This window comes from Geothrix sp. SG200 (assembly GCF_022808935.1).
In the GTDB taxonomy this organism is placed as follows: Bacteria; Acidobacteriota; Holophagae; order Holophagales; family Holophagaceae; genus Geothrix; species Geothrix alkalitolerans.
On record NZ_JAKZFR010000006.1, the window covers coordinates 135,953 to 150,458 of the forward strand.

Here is a 14,506-nt window from a genome sequence, read left to right on the forward strand (position 1 = left end):
GAAACCCTGGGACATTCCCCGGGGGCCCCATGCGTCTGCCCATCCTGCTTTGTCTGGCTTCCACGCTCCTTGCGGCTGGCGTCCCGCAGAAGGCCGCGAAGGCCAAGCCCTCCGCGGCCGGTGTGGAAGCGACCCGCCTGGAAGCGGAAGCCAAGCGGGCCAAAGCTTCAGCGGAGCGCCTGAAGGCCAGCGCGGCCAAGGCGGAAACGCAGGCCAAGACCGCCGCCGCCAAGGCCAAGGATGCAGAAACCCGCGCAGCGGACCTTCAGATCCGCGCCTCGGAGGCCCGGGCCAAGGCGGCGGAGGCCGAGGCCAAGGCTGCCTCCGAGCGGGCGAGCGCGGCGCGCGTGAAGGCCCGCGAGGCCCAGCAGCGGGTGGCCAACCTCAAGGGGGCCAAGGCGAAGCCGGGCAAGTCCGCCAAGCCTGCCGCGCCGGCGGCCAAGCCCGAGGAAGCGCCGGCCACCAAAGCTGAGGTGGCGCCCAAGGCAACTCCCAAGTCAGAGCCCGCGCCCAAGCCCGAGCCGGAAACGGTACCCAAGTAGGGCCCCCTGGCCCGACTCAGATCCCCATGGCGGCCGGAGCTTTGAGCTTGGCCGCGATCTTCTGCATCAGCTCCTGATCTGCCTTGAGGGTGGCCTTGAAGGCGGCGTGGTCCGTGTGGTGGATCTCCCGCCGGATCTCGTCGAGGCTGTGGTCCAGCATCCGCATGAGGAGCTCGGTTTCCTTGGCATCCAGGTAGAGTTCCATGGTCCCTCCCGCCGGCTTGGCCGCGTCCCGGTGGGCCGTGGTCGCGGCCAAATATCAGGTCCCGGCGGCCCTTATGCCAGCCCCGGGCCTAGGGCCGGCCGCCCAGGATCCGGGCCGGGAGCAGGAACAGGCCCTTGATGAGCCCGAACACCCCCTCCACCGCGAAGCCCAGGAGCCGGAAGGGCAGGAGCAGCAGCCAGACCAGCGGGTAGAGGATCAGCGCCAGGAGCGCCAGCGGCCAGCAGACCACCAGCAGGATGAGCCAGAGCAGGAATGCGGCCATGGAAGCCTCCCGGGGCCAGCATGGGGCCACCCGGTCCGTCATGACGGCTGGGACCGGTCAACGCTCGTGGCGGACCGGCCGGCCGCGGGAGGATATGATCCACTGACACCCACCCAGAGGAAGCCCATGCCCCGCCGAGATGATTCCCTGTCCCTTGATCGCCGCGCCTTCCTCGGGGCCGGCCTGGCCACGGGCGCGGCCGCCTTGGTCGGCGGCGACCTGAAGGCGGGTCCGGCCCGCAAGGGCCTGGTGCTGGAGGAGGCCACGGTGGATGCCCTCCAGGCGGGGATGGCGGACGGACGCTGGACCTCGGTGGAGCTGGTGAGGCGCTACCAGGCGCGCATCCGCGCCCTGGACCAGGCGGGGCCGAGGCTGAATTCGGTCATCGAGCTGAACCCCGACGCCCTCGCCATCGCGAAGGCGCTGGATGCCGAGCGGAAGGCGGGGAACCTGCGCGGGCCCCTCCACGGCATCCCCGTGCTCATCAAGGACAACATCGACACCGCGGACCGCATGAAGACCACGGCGGGCTCGCTGGCCCTGGCGGACGCCCCAACCCCGAAGGAGGACGCCTTCGTGGCGAAGCGCCTGCGGGACGCGGGGGCGGTGATCCTCGGCAAGACCAACCTCAGCGAGTGGGCCAACTTCCGCTCCACCCGCAGCAGCAGCGGCTGGAGCGGCCGGGGCGGGCAGACCCGGAATCCCTACGCCCTGGACCGGAGCCCCAGCGGCTCCAGCTCGGGCTCCGGGGTCGCCGCCGCCGCCAGCCTCTGCGCCGTGGCCGTGGGCACCGAGACGGACGGGTCCATCGTGAGCCCCTCCAACGCCAATGGGCTGGTGGGCGTGAAGCCCACGGTCGGCCTGGTGAGCCGCAGCGGCATCATCCCCATCTCCAGCACCCAGGACACGGCGGGGCCCATGGCGCGGACCGTTCGGGACACGGCGCTCCTGCTGAATGCCCTGGTGGGCGCCGATCCGAAGGACGCCGCCACCGGCGATTCCGCCGCCCGCCGGGAGAAGGACTACACCCAGTTCCTCGCCGCCGAGGGCCTCAAGGGAGCCCGGCTCGCGGTGGCGAAGAACTTCCTGGGCGTGCATGCCCACGTGGACGCCGTCATCCAGCCCGCCCTGGAGCTGCTGGAGGCCCAGGGGGCCGTGCTCGTGGAGGTGGAGCTGAAGACCGCCGCCTACGATGACGCCGAGTACGAGGTGCTGCTGTACGAGTTCAAGGCGGGTCTCAATGCCTACCTGGCGGGCCGGGGCGGCGCCGTGAGGGACCTGGCGGGGCTCATGGCCTTCGACGAGCGCGAGAAGGCGCGGGAGATGCCCTTCTTCGGCCAGGAGATCGTCCTGCAGGCCCAGGCCAAGGGGCCGCTGACGGATCCCGCCTACCGGAAGGCCCTCGAGACCTGCGCCCAGGCCCGGAAGGACATCCTGGGCCTGCTGGAGAAGCACGCGGCGCAGGCCCTGGTGGCGCCCACGGGCGGACCCGCCTGGCTCATCGACCACCTCAACGGCGACAGCTCGGGCTTCAGCTTCTCCAGCCCCGCGGCGGTGGCGGGCTGCCCGCACATCACCGTGCCCGCCGGGTTCGCGGCGGGCCTCCCCCTGGGCCTGTCCTTCGTGGGCGCGCCCTGGCAGGAGGGGACCCTGCTGAAGCTGGCCTACGCCTATGAGCAGGCCTCCAGGGCCCGCCGCCCGCCGCGCTTCGCACCATCCTGCCGCCTGACCCGCTGACTGCCCCGTTGACTGCACCTTTGACAGTCCCGATGACAGCACCGTCGGCAGGCCCGTTGACAGCGGAGATTCGGAAGACCACGCTGGTCCTCCCATTCAAGGAGCATCCATGAACCGCGCCCTGTTCGCCCTCCTGCTGGCCGCCTCCGTGATGGTCGCCGCCCAGGCCCCCCAGCCCAAGCCCGCCGAGCCCAAGACCGCCGCCGAGAAGAAGGCCGAGAAGAAGGCCAAGAAGGCTGAGGAGAAAGCCAAGAAGGCGGACGAGAAGAAGAAGGAGGCCGAAGCCAAGGCCGCCGCCGCGAAGCCCGCGCCGGCTCCGGCCCCTGCCGCCGCGGCCAAACCGGCTCCAGCCCCTGCTGCTGCCCCCGCGCCCAAGCCGGCCCCCGCCGCTGCTGCCGCTGCCGCCGCCAAGTCCACCGCCCCCAAGGCCGCCGCGGTCTCCACGGCCATCGTGGCCAACAAGGATTCCAAGATCTACCACCGCGCCGACTGCAAGCTGGCCGGGAAGATGAAGGAGGCGAACAAGGTCACCTTCGCCTCCGCCGCCGAGGCCGACAGGGCCGGCTACAAGGCCTGCAAGGTGTGCAAGCCGTAGGCAGTCCTCAGGGTTCAGTCCTCAGACTTTCGGGAGGTTCCGATGAAGCTGGTCATGTCATTGATCCTGGGTGCGTCGCTGTCCCTGGCAGCCCAAGTTCCCAGCAAGGCCGACCTGAAGGGCGCTGCGGATGCCACCGTGGACAAGGCGAAAGCCAAGGGCGATGAGAAGGCCGACCAGGCCAAGGCCAAGGCCGACCAGAAGGCCGAGGCCGGCAAGGCCAAGGCGGACGCCAAGGCCGGGGCAGTCCCCGTGGCGGGCGAGCACGTGAAGGCCGCCACCGCCAAGGGCGAGGGCGCCGCCAAGGCCGGCAGCACCAAGGTCAAGGCCAAGTCGAAGAAGGGCACCACGAAGGGCGCCGACAAGGCGAAGGCGGTCACGGAGAAAGTTGCCAAGTGATGGTCCGGGGGTCCCGCGCTGCGTGCACAGCCCCGGAACCCCCAAGCAAAAGCCCGGCTCTGCCGGGCTTTTGCTTCGCCTCCAACAGGGAAGGCTCGGGACGTTCCTACTTCTTCGGGAACTGCCGCTCGTAGGCTTCCTGCGCGTACTCGCTGGGGGGGACGCCGAAGCGGCGCTTGAAGGCGCGGGTGAAGGCGCTGGCGTCGTAGAATCCCAGGATCTTCGCCACGTCGCTGGGGCGCTCGCCGTTGGCCAGCAGGGTCACGGCCCGCTGGAGGCGGCGCTCGATGAGGTACTGGTGGGGCGTGGTGCTGGTGGCCTCGCGGAAGAGGCGGATGAAGTGGTCCGGCGTGCAGCGGGCCATGGTGGCCAGCTCGGGCACGCTGTTCTTCGAGCCGATGTGGACTTCCATGTGGTCCAGCACCAGCTGCAGGGTGGAGCGGTTCAGGCGGTAGGGGAAGCGGCCCCGGTCCTCCTTCTCCGTGAGGCGGGACAGCTCCGCGCCCAGCAGGATGAGGAAGAGCTCGCGCGTCATCAGCTGAACGCCGTCGGGGTTGGACAGCTCCTGGGTGAAGATGCTGAACAGCTGCTTGAGGCTGAGGCTGCGGAGCACCGCGAAGCTGGATTCCTGCCACTTGCGTGGCGGGTTCTGGAGCGACGACAGCAGCGGCTCGGGGAAGGGGCCCTCCATGAACAGCGCCGTGAAGCCGAAGGGCGCGTTGGCGTGGTGGCGCTTCAGGGTGTGGCCGAAGCCAGGCAGCAGCAGGGCCAGGTCGCCGGAGCGGATGACGCCCTCCTCGCGGTCCTCGCTGGTGCAGACGCGCACCGCGTGCGTGGGCTGGAGCAGCGTCCACGCGTCCCGCGCGGGCAGCAGCTTCGCGGGCACGGGGTCGCGCTTGAGGACCGCCAGGCGGAGAGGTCCGCTGGTGAAGGTTTGGAGATTTTTGGCTTCAGGTGTGCTCATGGCTCAGGAAGAAACAGAGGTGCCCATCGGGGCCATCCGGAAGGATGACAGGAAAACTTCCTGTCAAGCGTGAAAATTTCACAAGTCCATCCGGTTTTTTTTCCACGATGATGGCAAGATCCCATCCCGACCCGGTTCAGACCTTGCTGAAGGCCGCTTCCAGGCTCCTGAACATCCCCATGCCGCCCGTGGGGCCCAGCTTGGGGTCCACCGCCCGCTCGGGGTGGGGCATCATGCCCAGCACATTGCCCCGGACGTTCACGATGCCGGCGATGCCGTTCATGGCGCCGTTGGGCACGTGGTCCGCGCCGATCTCGCCCTGGGCCGAGCAGTAGCGGAAGGCCACGCCGCCCCGGGCCTCCAGGTCCGTCAGCTCCGCGGGATCCAGGGTGAAGTTGCCCTCGGCATGGGCGATGGGCACCCGGAAGACCTCGCCGGCCTTCATGGCCCGGGTGAAGGGCAGGTCGGCCCGCTCCACCCTCAGGTGGACGTCCGCGTGGATAAAGCGCAGAGATTCGTTGCGCAGCAGGGCGCCGGGCAGCAGCTGGGCCTCGCAGAGGATCTGGAAGCCGTTGCAGACGCCCAGCACCAGGCCGCCGTTGTCGGCGTGGCGCTTCACGTCGGCCATGATGGGCGCCAGGGCCGCGATGGCGCCGCAGCGCAGGTAGTCGCCGTAGCTGAAGCCGCCGGGGATGAACACCAGGTCGGTGCCCTCGGGCAGCCGCGGATCCTGGTGCCAGACGGGGATCGTCTCCCAGCCCATCACGGTGCCGCAGGCGTGGAGGGCATCGTGGTCGCAGTTGGAGCCCGGGAAGACCGGGACGGCCACGCGCATCACAGCACCTCGATGGAGGCCTTCTCCATCACGGGATTGACCAGCAGCTTGTCGCACATGGCCTGGGCCTTGGCCTTCACCTCGGCGGGGTCGGCGCCCGGGATGTCCATCTCGATGAGCCGGCCGATGCGGACATGCTCCACCTCGAAGGCGAAGCCGTGCAGCCCCTGCTCCACCGCCTTGCCCTGGGGATCCAGGATCCCCGGCTTCAACTGCACCGATACGCGCACCTTCATGGAGCCCTCCGCCCTCCAGTGTACCTGACCGGCCGCCTGAAAGGCCCACCACGAATGGCACGAAGACGCCCTGCGGGCGCGGGAAGTCCACGAATGGGTCCGACGCAGCCGGAAGATCCGCGCCGAAGCCTTGGAGCCGCCTTCGTGTTCTGGTTTCCGCCTTCGTGACCTTCGTGGAGATCCCTTGCGCATAGCCGGGCGAAGGCCGGGGGCCAGATCAGCGTTTGCCCTTTGTCGTTCTTGTGGCAGGCGTTTGCTTCCGCTCCACCCCATCCCACCGGTGGGCTTCCAGATCCAGGTTGCCCTGGTCGTCCACCTCGATGCCCTCGTCCCGCAGGCGGCCGATCTGCTCCATGGCGCCCCACCAGCGGCCCCGGCTGGGGACGTAGCCCCGGCTGTTCACCACGCGGTGCCAGGGCAGGTCCGTGCCCTCCGGCAGGCCCGAGAGCACCATGCCCACCTGGCGGGGGCGCTGGGGGAAGCCTGCCAGCAGGGCCACCTGGCCGTACGAGGCCAGGCTTCCCTTGGGGATGCGCGCCACCACCGCCAGGACGGCCGCGCGAAAATCCCCGGGCGGCGCGTCGGGTTCGATGCGCTTCGTGGGTCTGGGTCGGGGCATGCGCTCAGGCCTGCACGCCGGGCCGCTGGTCCGCGGGGACGCGGGAGCGGAAGCCACCTTCGTAGCTGTGCCAGTGGTCGAGACCCTCCTCGGGGTAGGCCCAGCACCAGTAGCCGTCGCCGGCGTCGAAGTCCACCAGCCACAGGCCCTTCACGTCGGCCTCCAGGTCCTGCATGCTCTGCTGCCAGGACTTGACCAGCACCTGCAGGCGCTCGCGCAGCTCCTCCACCCGGCGCCCGTCCCGGGCCTCTTCCGCCTGGGTGAGCTCCTCGGCGAGGCTGGCGGCCAGTGTGTAGACAGGTTCCGTCAATGCCTTCACTTGCGGCATCAGGGCCCGCGCTTCGTCCAGGGTGAAAATGCGGCCCATGGCACCTCCGATGCTCCATGATAAGCCGATGCGGTTCGTGCCCCAGATCCCTTCCCACGCTGATCCCGGTCCCTGGGTCCCCCTGGCGCCCCTGACCCTGCGGTGGGAGGTCGGCCTGCATCCCGACTGGTCCACCCTTGCGCGCCGGGGTCTGGCCATTCACGCCGTCCATCTGTCCGGCGAGTCGCCGGTGGAAGACGGGCTCGCGGTTCTCCACGCCTCGCTCGGCCCGGATTTCCTCATCCTGCCCACCATTCGTCCGCAGACCCGCGAGGCGGGCTTCCGCCTGCTGGGCCACCTGGAGACCCTGCTGGAGGCCGCCAGCGGCCGCGGCGCGAAGATCGCCCTGAGCATTGAGGGCGGGGCCGAGGCCGCCGTGCTGGACCTGCTGGCCCAGGCCAAGGCCGACGCCGTGGGCTTCTGCTGGCACCCGGCCACGGTGGACGCGGCGCGCCTGGCGGACCGCCTCTGGTGCGGCGTCTGCGGGCCGACCTCGGACCTGCGCCCGCTCCAGAAGCTGGGCTACCGCTGGGACATGGCCCTGCCCGCGGAGGATCCCGCCACCTTCCGGGCGCAGGCCGCCGCGCTGGCGGCCGCCCATCCCGAGGTGATCTTCCCCGAGGAGATCCTGCCCCCGGGCCTGGACCGCGCGGCCGAGCCGCCGGAGGGTTTCGCCTTCGGTCGGCACTGGGGTCCCACGGGGAACCGTTCATGACGAAGACCCTGCTGGTCATCGCAGGCGAGGATTCCGGCGACCTCCACGGCGCGGAGCTGCTGCGGGAGCTGAAGGCCCGCCGGCCCGACCTGCGCCTCGTGGGCGTCGGCGGCCCGCGCATGAGCCCCTTCCTGGACCGCAAGCTGGCGGACGTGAAGGATCTCGCCGTGGTGGGCTTCGTGGAGGTCATCAAGCACCTGCCGCGCCTGAACCGGCTGTTCAAGGCCATCCTGGCCGCCGCGACGGAGGAGCAGGTGGCCGGCGCCCTGCTCATCGACTACCCGGGCTTCAACCTGCGGCTGGCCAAGGCCCTGCGGAAGCAGCTGCCCACGGTGACCCTGCACCAGTACGTGTGCCCCCAGGTGTGGGCCTGGAAGAAGGGGCGCATTCCCGAGCTGGGCACCGTACTGAACACGCTCTACTGCCTCTTCGACTTCGAGCCCGAGCTGTTCCGCGGCTACCCCGTGGACGCGCGCTTCGTGGGCCACCCCCTGGTGGAGGTGGTGAAGCCCGAGTGCGACCGCGCCGCCTTCTTCGCCGAGACCGGCCTCGACCCCGCGCGGCCCCTGGTGGCCCTGCTGCCCGGCAGCCGCAAGGGCGAGATCGAGCGCCTGCTGCCGCCCATGGCGGAACTGGCCCGGCGATGGCGCACGGCCCAGTCCGAGGTCCAGTCCGAGGTCCAGTGGGTGCTGCCCGTGGCCCCCACGCTGGACCCCGCCTTCGTGCGCGCGCACCTGGGCCCAACGCAGGATCCGGCCCCCGTGACGCTGGTGCAGGACCGCCCCTACGCCGCCCGCGCCCACGCGGACGCGGCCCTGGTGGCCTCCGGCACCGCCACCCTGGAGACGGCCCTGCTGGGCACCCCCTTCGCCATCGTCTACAAGCTGAACGCCCTCACCTACGAGATGGCCAAGCGCGTCGTGAAGGTCCCCTACTTCGGCCTCGCCAACGTCGTGGCCCGCCGCGAAGTGGCCCCCGAGCTGCTCCAGGGCGAGGTGAACCCCGAGCGCCTGGGCGTGGAGCTGGCGCGGCTGCTGGATCCCGAGGTGGCTCGGCGCGTGCGCGCCGACCTGGGCGAGATGCGCGGCCACCTGGGAGAGCCGGGGGCTGCAGGGCGCGTGGCCGAGGATCTGCTGGGGAAGCTCCAAGCCTGAGGAGCACGGCCAAGAGAGCCTGAGAGCGGGAGTACCGCTTGAGTGATCCCTGTCTCCCCGCTCCTTCAAGGGGTGGGAAGGCGGGGCACTTCCGTTCGCCCCCGGTTTTGCCACCGTTCGGCAGAGAAAGGACCCGGTGATCTACAATGCCGGTATCGTTCCTTCATCCATTATCTGACAACGAGCTCAGGACGGGTTTGGTCGTCCAATTCAGAGTTAGGGCTTTACGAGGAGCCATCATGGCCAACCGCAATCCCGAGCAAACCTTAATCAATCAATTCGTAGCCCACTTGAGAAGGCACCCTGATCCAAACATTTGCATCGGTGAGTTAATTAACAGTAATTGCAAATCAAAATCACGCGCTGACATCGAATACAAATCCAAGGGGGACCTCCATTGGGCCATCGAAGCCAAGAGTGATGACTCAAAAGATAGGCACAACACTGTGCATAAAATATTTGGTGAGCTTCTCAAAGAGACAGGGCGAACGAATCGAGAAAATTGCCGTCATGCAATCTTGATTCCCGAAAATGCTCTCACTTTCTATAGTCGGGCATTTCAAGCCATTGATCGTGCCAAGTTCTTAGACTTTGGTGAACTCATTCCAGTTCATGCTGTTTTCACGAGTAGTCATGTCGGTATCAAACAAATCACTTGGTCCGAGCTTTACGATGCCCACCAGCCCTAACCCTCAGCTCAACTCGGACCCCGCATGCATTGACCGCCGCTCTCTCTCAACTTCTCGCTTCCTCGACTCCTTTCAGCACCTCGGTGCAGGCGGGGCCAGTTAGCTTCATCTGTTCGACGCAACTCTCTTTTCCCAACATGGAGTCACTGTGAGCAGAAAAATATCCCTCCAAGTTCAACAAGAAGACGTTGGTGAGGCGGTTCGTGCTCGCTACACAATGACTTCGTCAATTCTCAGGGCGATGTTGTACTCGACCAAGGCTGATATCATCTCGGCCCTTGGAGGCCTTGAAAAAATAACCCTTGAGCAGCTTGGAACCGTCTACAAAGAAGGGGATGGAGAGTTCGGTATTTGTTTTGAATACGCAGTTCATGATGCCGTTCGGGCCCGAGATTCAACTATTTACCCGATCGTAGAAGACGTTCTTGACTCGTTCTGTAGGATTCGTGGCACATCAGAATCCATCCTCTTCGGTATCGAGAAGAATGGAAGTCTAAATATTGTTGAGACTGCAAAAAACAGTCTTACCGACGATGCAAGAGTGTTAGTCGGGAAAGTTGGAAAACCCCCTAAGCTCAAGCATCGAATTGCGACGTTAGAGCGCGCCTTTAGAAGTGTAAAGCACCGCGATAGACTTCCGAACTGCATAAGTGGGTTATGGAAAGCTGATTTATTTTTAGGATCGCCGAGTTCAGATCAATGGGTAGGAACTACCCTTAAGTTAAACAAAGAAGAATTGGAAGCAGCTCCTGGATTACGGGTTGGTATCTATCCATCTAAAACAAAAGAAGGGCCAAAACAGGACAGCTTGAAAAATATGATTCTCTGTCCGATGCCGTACCGTGGTGATTTTATGGTTTTGTTCCAAGCAAGTTTCAATATTGCCAAACAATTAATGCATTCACGTGGGGAGATGCCTAAACCTCCAGCCATTATTTACGAGGATGATCTCTCCGTGGCGGAATGGCTGAGCGCTCGGCGTAAATTCCCAGTAATGGGTATTCTGGAAGCGCTCCACCCACTAATGCAACCCGGATTAATTAAGGCCAGCGACTCTAAAGAATCAATCGCCAGCTCGGGCATTGAAGCTTTCGCGCCTATACCACTAATTCTTTAGCTGCTGGTTGCGGGTCTAACCTGGCGCTCAACCTGGACCCCGCCTGCATTGTCTCTCGCTCCTTCTCTTCGTTCGTCTTCCCCGGCTCCGTTCATCGTCTCGGTGTAGGCGGGGCCGGCTCGCTTCATTCGTCAGGCCATCTGGAGATAGGAACATGCTCAAACAGCCCCTCCGAATCCTGTTGGCCTGCGCCTCCACGTTTGGTATTTGCCAGGGATTACCGAGTCAATTAAAGCTAGGTGGGTACCAGTTGGGTCAGGTTGCCAGGGTGGTCGAAGCCACCCTCGGGAAACCCTATGAGGAGCGGACCACCTCAGATGGCTGGCTGATCAAAGCCTTCTGGACCTCCGAAAAACATGAGCACCTGCTGATTTTCGAGTTCGCGGCGCCCAAGAAGGATCGCATCACCGCGATCCAGCTCTTCGGGAAGCCGACGCCGGGGGATGGGGGTCTCCCCGGGGTTACGCTCGGCTCGACCGAAAGCGAGGTGTTCAAGGCGCTCGGCCCGCCCAAGTCGAAATCGAAGTATTTGGATGACGGCACCGAATACGCGCGCCTCGACTACGCCGATCGAAATTACAGCTTAGAGCTCAATCATGAGGGCTTGGTTGTCAGCATCAGGATTCTGGGATTCGATGGCTTCTCGAAAGAGGTTCCGCCTCTACCCACCGCTGAAGGCTTGAAGAAGATCATGGCAAAGCAGGATCCGGCGGCTCTGGAAGCCATGCTTACGCCAGATTTCGAATTTTATAGGGGCGACAACATCATTTCTTATAATGGTCCCTCCGAACATGAAATTCGCTCCAATTCCAAGATCAAAGAGGCCATCTACGGCCCGCTGGGTCTCAATGAGGCACTGTCAAGAAAAGACGCCCAGGAAGACCCCCAGATCAGGCTCTCCGAGAGCGGTGTCTTCCATGTCATCAAGTTCCCGAAGAGTGCTGTTCTTAATGAGATCGTCTTCGCTCTGTTTGCAGGTAGTTGGCGAATCTATGAAGTCAGCTTCAAGTCGTAGCACCCAAGCCTGACCATCCACTCGAATTGCACCGCGCCCGCAAAGGATCTTCCATGGATGACCTGTCCAATCCGTACGCCCCGCCGGAAGCCCTGCTCGCAGAGCCAGGCGCCGAGGTCGCCTCCGAGCGACGGCCGATCTACACCCCGTTCCAGGTGCGCCTGGCCTCCTTCGTCGGTGGCCCGTTCGCGGCGGTGTTCACCCTCCATCAGAACTTCAAGGCGTTGCAGGACACCCAGGGCCAGCGCCTGACGCTGTGGCTCGGGATCGCCTTCAACGTGGCGCTGCTGGCCTTGCTGCCCTTCCTGCCCGAGCGCTTCCCGCGGCAGTTGATTCCGCTGCTCTATTCCATCGCGGCCGGCGGCATCGCCAGCGCCAAGCAGCTCTCCAAGGCGCAGATCGAGACCTCGGAGCAGTACCAGCGTCGCTCCGGCTGGAACGTCACCGGTGTCGTTCTCGTGTCATTCCTCGCCTTCTGCCTCGTGGTTTTCCCCCTGTACATCCTCCTCGACCATTGGGGCCTCTTCCCGCCCGGTTGACCGGCCGCCCGGGCGCATCTGCCACTCTCTGGCACCCGACCCATCCCGAAAGGCATCTCCATGACCTCCACACGACTTCTGCTGGCCGCGGGGCTTTCGACGTTGGCGCTCCTGGGCCAGACTCCGGCCGCTTCCAGCCCCATCGGGGCCTCCGTCGCCACCGTCCAGGCTTCGCAGGGGCTGCGCCCCGCCGAGGGGTTCAAGGCCCGGATCGGCCAGCCGGTGGGTGAGGTCCAGTTCACGGACCTGGATGGGAAGGCGTGGTCCCTGGCGGCCCTGCGGGGGAAGGTGGTCTATCTCAACGTCTGGTTCACGGGGTGCCCGCCCTGCGTGAAGGAGATCCCCGACCTCAACGCCCTCCACGCCCGGCTCGGATCCCATCCGGACCTGGTCATGCTGGCCCTGGCTTACGACGACGAGTCGAAGGTCCGGGCGTTCCTGAAGACCCGGCCCTTCCAGTTTCCCGTGGCCTGCATCCCGTTCGCGGCGCTCAAGCAGCTGGCCATGTCGGGCTCCAGCGTGGCGTTCCCGACGCACCTGATCCTCGACCGCCAGGGGAACCTCGCCGTGGCCAGCACCGGCGGGAGCGAGCAGGTCAGCCGGGATCTGGCGTTCTCCCTCGGCCAGGTGCTCGGCGCGCCGGCAAGCCCCTCGACCGGGCGCTGAGGTCCCGATTCGGGCGCTGGGGGCCGCTCGGCGCAGCCAAATCCGGTCACTTTTACCCACTCGGCGCCACCCAAAGGGGGGGAGGGCCTGATGACGGTATCCGTCTTTGTGGGGACGAGCGTGGACGGGTTCATCGCCCGGCCGAACCACGACCTGGACTGGCTGCCGGAGGGGGGCGGGGAGGACCACGGCTTCGGGGCCTTCCTGGCGGGCATCGATGCGGTGGTCATGGGGCGCAAGACCTTCAAGAAGGTGCTGACCTTCGACCCCTGGCCCTACGGGTCCAAGCGGGTGGTGGTGCTGAGCGGCCAGCCGCTCAAGCTGCCGAGCGCCATCGGGCGGGTGGTGGAGCAGATGGCGGGCCCACCGGCGGAGATTGTGGCCCGGCTGGCGGAGCGCGGGGCCACGAACCTCTACGTGGACGGCGGCATCACCATCCAGCGGTTCCTGCGGGCGGGGCTGGTGGACCGCCTCATCATCACCCGGGTTCCGGTGCTGATCGGCGAGGGCATCCCGCTCTTCAGCACCCTTCCGCACGACCTCCACCTGCGCCACGTCGCCACCCGGTCCTTCCCCAGCGGCCTGGTCCAGAGCGAGTACCAGGTGCTCCGCTGACCGGGTGGCGCGATCCCGTCTGGACGAGCCTGGACTAGTGGCCCGCCGGCTTGTTGTCGTACTTGCCGGGCTGCTCGACGTAGACCACGGCCCCGTCGGGCTGGCTGTTCGAGTGGGGAAGGTTCGCCGGGATGAAGACGTAGGAACCCGGGCCGTAGGGCTGCTCGTGGTCGGGGTCGCTCCCGTAGCGGAAGGTGCCCGACACCACCACGAGCCTCAGGGCGTGGGAGTGGGCGTGGACGGGGCTCTTGCTGGCCACGGGGAACTTGACGAAGCCATGCCAGGCCCCCTTGGCATGGAGGCCCTCCACATCGGCCACCATCACGCCGACGCCCTTGGCCGCCAGGTCCTCCCACGGGAGCTTGTCAGCGGCCAGGGTGACCTCCCCGCTGCGCTTCTCGCCGTCGCGCGCGAGGGAAAGGGTGCCGGCAACCAAGGCCGCGGAAAGCACGACCAGCCCGGAAGGTGAGATCTTCATTGCTTCCTCCTGGTAGAAAGCCCGCATGGGCTGTCAGACGATAGTCCTCCGCCTTGGTTGTCGCAACAGGTAGATTGCCGGACGGCAGGGGCGGATTCCCCACCGGGAGGGGGGATGAGAAGGCCCTTCCAGAGGCGATGCTCTGGGCGCTTGTGATGGGCCTAAACCCATCCCGGACTTGGAGCATCCTAAAGGTGGATGCGCGCGGAGGTGCCCATGCTTCCCAGTCTGTTGATGCTTCCCATGGCGGTCCTCCAGGCCCCGGCGCCCCTGCCGGTGGTGGAGGCCAAGGACCTTCCCAAGGCCCCCCGGGGCCCCATGACCCCCCATCGCCCGGATCCCGGCGGCGAGGCCAGCATCCTGGGCGAGACCCGGCACGGGGCCCGGAAGGGGCCGTCCATCCCGGCTCTCCAGCTGCCCGCGGGCAGCGTCCGGGTGATGGACAAGGTTCCCGACATGAGCGGGCGGCGGGCCTTCGCCATCGAGGTGCCGGCGGGCGGCAAGGTGAAGGCACAGGTCGTGGAGGGCCGGAAGGCCTGGTTCCGGGTGCTGGCCGTGAACGCCTGGGGGCGCGACGAGCCGGGGCTGCTCCAGAACCGGATCCCCACCGGCGAGCCCCAGGCCACCTATGAGAACCCCACGAAGGAGACGCGCACCATCTACTTCATCGTGGACACCCTCGACGCCAACATGGTCGGCGAGTCCTACACGCTGGAAGTCACCCGGAACTAGGGCC

Annotated in this window: 21 protein-coding genes; 13 read left to right on the forward strand and 8 right to left on the reverse strand. The window is 66.3% G+C overall.

Annotation, left to right across the window (positions count from 1 at the left end):
• The first annotated feature begins 29 nt into the window (after nt 1-29).
• Nucleotides 30-542: a hypothetical protein gene (locus ML539_RS12605; protein WP_243324359.1), complete on the forward strand. Its 513-nt coding sequence runs from the start codon at nt 30-32 to the stop codon at nt 540-542.
• A gap of 16 nt (nt 543-558) precedes the next feature.
• Here ML539_RS12605 and ML539_RS12610 read toward each other — a convergent pair whose 3' ends face one another.
• Both ML539_RS12610 and ML539_RS12615 read right to left on the reverse strand, forming a co-directional pair.
• Nucleotides 559-747, reverse strand: coding sequence for a hypothetical protein (locus ML539_RS12610; RefSeq protein WP_243295931.1), 189 nt, complete (start codon nt 745-747; stop codon nt 559-561).
• A gap of 88 nt (nt 748-835) precedes the next feature.
• Nucleotides 836-1,030 carry a hypothetical protein gene (locus ML539_RS12615; protein ID WP_243324360.1) on the reverse strand — a complete coding sequence of 65 codons (195 nt, stop codon included), beginning with the start codon at nt 1,028-1,030 and terminating at the stop codon, nt 836-838.
• 126 nt (nt 1,031-1,156) lie between these two features.
• Here ML539_RS12615 and ML539_RS12620 point away from each other — a divergent pair, with 126 nt between their 5' ends.
• The 3 genes from ML539_RS12620 to ML539_RS12630 all read left to right on the forward strand — a co-directional run bounded on the left by ML539_RS12620 (nt 1,157) and on the right by ML539_RS12630 (nt 3,761).
• Nucleotides 1,157-2,767 carry an amidase gene (locus ML539_RS12620; protein ID WP_243324361.1) on the forward strand — a complete coding sequence of 537 codons (1,611 nt, stop codon included), beginning with the start codon at nt 1,157-1,159 and terminating at the stop codon, nt 2,765-2,767.
• A 109-nt stretch (nt 2,768-2,876) separates the two neighbouring features.
• On the forward strand, nt 2,877-3,362 hold the full coding sequence (locus ML539_RS12625) for an Ada metal-binding domain-containing protein (RefSeq protein WP_243324367.1): 486 nt from the start codon (nt 2,877-2,879) through the stop codon (nt 3,360-3,362).
• Between the two features lie 42 nt (nt 3,363-3,404).
• Nucleotides 3,405-3,761, forward strand: coding sequence for a hypothetical protein (locus ML539_RS12630; protein WP_243324369.1), 357 nt, complete (start codon nt 3,405-3,407; stop codon nt 3,759-3,761).
• A gap of 106 nt (nt 3,762-3,867) precedes the next feature.
• Here the strand turns inward: ML539_RS12630 and ML539_RS12635 are convergent, their stop codons facing one another.
• From ML539_RS12635 to ML539_RS12655, 5 genes are all read right to left on the reverse strand, one after another.
• Nucleotides 3,868-4,725 (reverse strand): AraC family transcriptional regulator, encoded by an 858-nt coding sequence (locus tag ML539_RS12635; RefSeq protein ID WP_243324370.1) that lies wholly within the window; start codon nt 4,723-4,725, stop codon nt 3,868-3,870.
• A 136-nt stretch (nt 4,726-4,861) separates the two neighbouring features.
• Nucleotides 4,862-5,560: a phosphoribosylformylglycinamidine synthase subunit PurQ gene (gene purQ, locus ML539_RS12640; protein WP_243324372.1), complete on the reverse strand. Its 699-nt coding sequence runs from the start codon at nt 5,558-5,560 to the stop codon at nt 4,862-4,864.
• Nucleotides 5,560-5,796 carry a phosphoribosylformylglycinamidine synthase subunit PurS gene (gene purS, locus ML539_RS12645; protein WP_243324373.1) on the reverse strand — a complete coding sequence of 79 codons (237 nt, stop codon included), beginning with the start codon at nt 5,794-5,796 and terminating at the stop codon, nt 5,560-5,562. The genes purQ and purS overlap by 1 nt, the downstream gene beginning before the upstream one ends.
• 217 nt (nt 5,797-6,013) lie before the next feature.
• Nucleotides 6,014-6,415, reverse strand: coding sequence for an MGMT family protein (locus tag ML539_RS12650; RefSeq protein ID WP_243324375.1), 402 nt, complete (start codon nt 6,413-6,415; stop codon nt 6,014-6,016).
• Between the two features lie 4 nt (nt 6,416-6,419).
• Complete coding sequence (locus ML539_RS12655; protein WP_243324377.1) at nt 6,420-6,782, reverse strand: DUF2203 domain-containing protein; 363 nt, start codon at nt 6,780-6,782, stop codon at nt 6,420-6,422.
• Between the two features lie 28 nt (nt 6,783-6,810).
• On the opposite strand from ML539_RS12655, the gene ML539_RS12660 reads away from it, so the two are divergent.
• From ML539_RS12660 to ML539_RS12695, 8 genes are all read left to right on the forward strand, one after another.
• Nucleotides 6,811-7,497 carry a hypothetical protein gene (locus ML539_RS12660; RefSeq protein ID WP_243324378.1) on the forward strand — a complete coding sequence of 229 codons (687 nt, stop codon included), beginning with the start codon at nt 6,811-6,813 and terminating at the stop codon, nt 7,495-7,497.
• Complete coding sequence (lpxB, locus tag ML539_RS12665) at nt 7,494-8,651, forward strand: lipid-A-disaccharide synthase (protein WP_243324380.1); 1,158 nt, start codon at nt 7,494-7,496, stop codon at nt 8,649-8,651. Before ML539_RS12660 ends, lpxB begins: the two co-directional genes overlap by 4 nt.
• Nucleotides 8,652-8,890: 239 nt before the next feature.
• Complete coding sequence (locus ML539_RS12670; RefSeq protein ID WP_243324381.1) at nt 8,891-9,340, forward strand: hypothetical protein; 450 nt, start codon at nt 8,891-8,893, stop codon at nt 9,338-9,340.
• Nucleotides 9,341-9,581: 241 nt separating this feature from the next.
• A complete protein-coding gene (locus ML539_RS12675; protein WP_243324382.1) occupies nt 9,582-10,457 on the forward strand; it encodes a hypothetical protein in 876 nt (291 codons plus the stop codon).
• Between the two features lie 154 nt (nt 10,458-10,611).
• Nucleotides 10,612-11,472: a hypothetical protein gene (locus ML539_RS12680; RefSeq protein WP_243324383.1), complete on the forward strand. Its 861-nt coding sequence runs from the start codon at nt 10,612-10,614 to the stop codon at nt 11,470-11,472.
• 53 nt (nt 11,473-11,525) lie between these two features.
• Nucleotides 11,526-12,011 (forward strand): hypothetical protein, encoded by a 486-nt coding sequence (locus ML539_RS12685; RefSeq protein ID WP_243324384.1) that lies wholly within the window; start codon nt 11,526-11,528, stop codon nt 12,009-12,011.
• 60 nt (nt 12,012-12,071) lie between these two features.
• Nucleotides 12,072-12,677: a TlpA disulfide reductase family protein gene (locus ML539_RS12690; RefSeq protein ID WP_243324385.1), complete on the forward strand. Its 606-nt coding sequence runs from the start codon at nt 12,072-12,074 to the stop codon at nt 12,675-12,677.
• Between the two features lie 90 nt (nt 12,678-12,767).
• Nucleotides 12,768-13,292 (forward strand): dihydrofolate reductase family protein, encoded by a 525-nt coding sequence (locus ML539_RS12695; protein ID WP_243324386.1) that lies wholly within the window; start codon nt 12,768-12,770, stop codon nt 13,290-13,292.
• A 34-nt stretch (nt 13,293-13,326) separates the two neighbouring features.
• Here ML539_RS12695 and ML539_RS12700 read toward each other — a convergent pair whose 3' ends face one another.
• Complete coding sequence (locus ML539_RS12700) at nt 13,327-13,770, reverse strand: DUF4437 domain-containing protein (protein ID WP_243324387.1); 444 nt, start codon at nt 13,768-13,770, stop codon at nt 13,327-13,329.
• A gap of 216 nt (nt 13,771-13,986) precedes the next feature.
• On the opposite strand from ML539_RS12700, the gene ML539_RS12705 reads away from it, so the two are divergent.
• Nucleotides 13,987-14,502, forward strand: a complete 516-nt coding sequence (locus ML539_RS12705) for a hypothetical protein (RefSeq protein ID WP_243324388.1) — start codon at nt 13,987-13,989, stop codon at nt 14,500-14,502.
• Nucleotides 14,503-14,506: the final 4 nt, after the last annotated feature.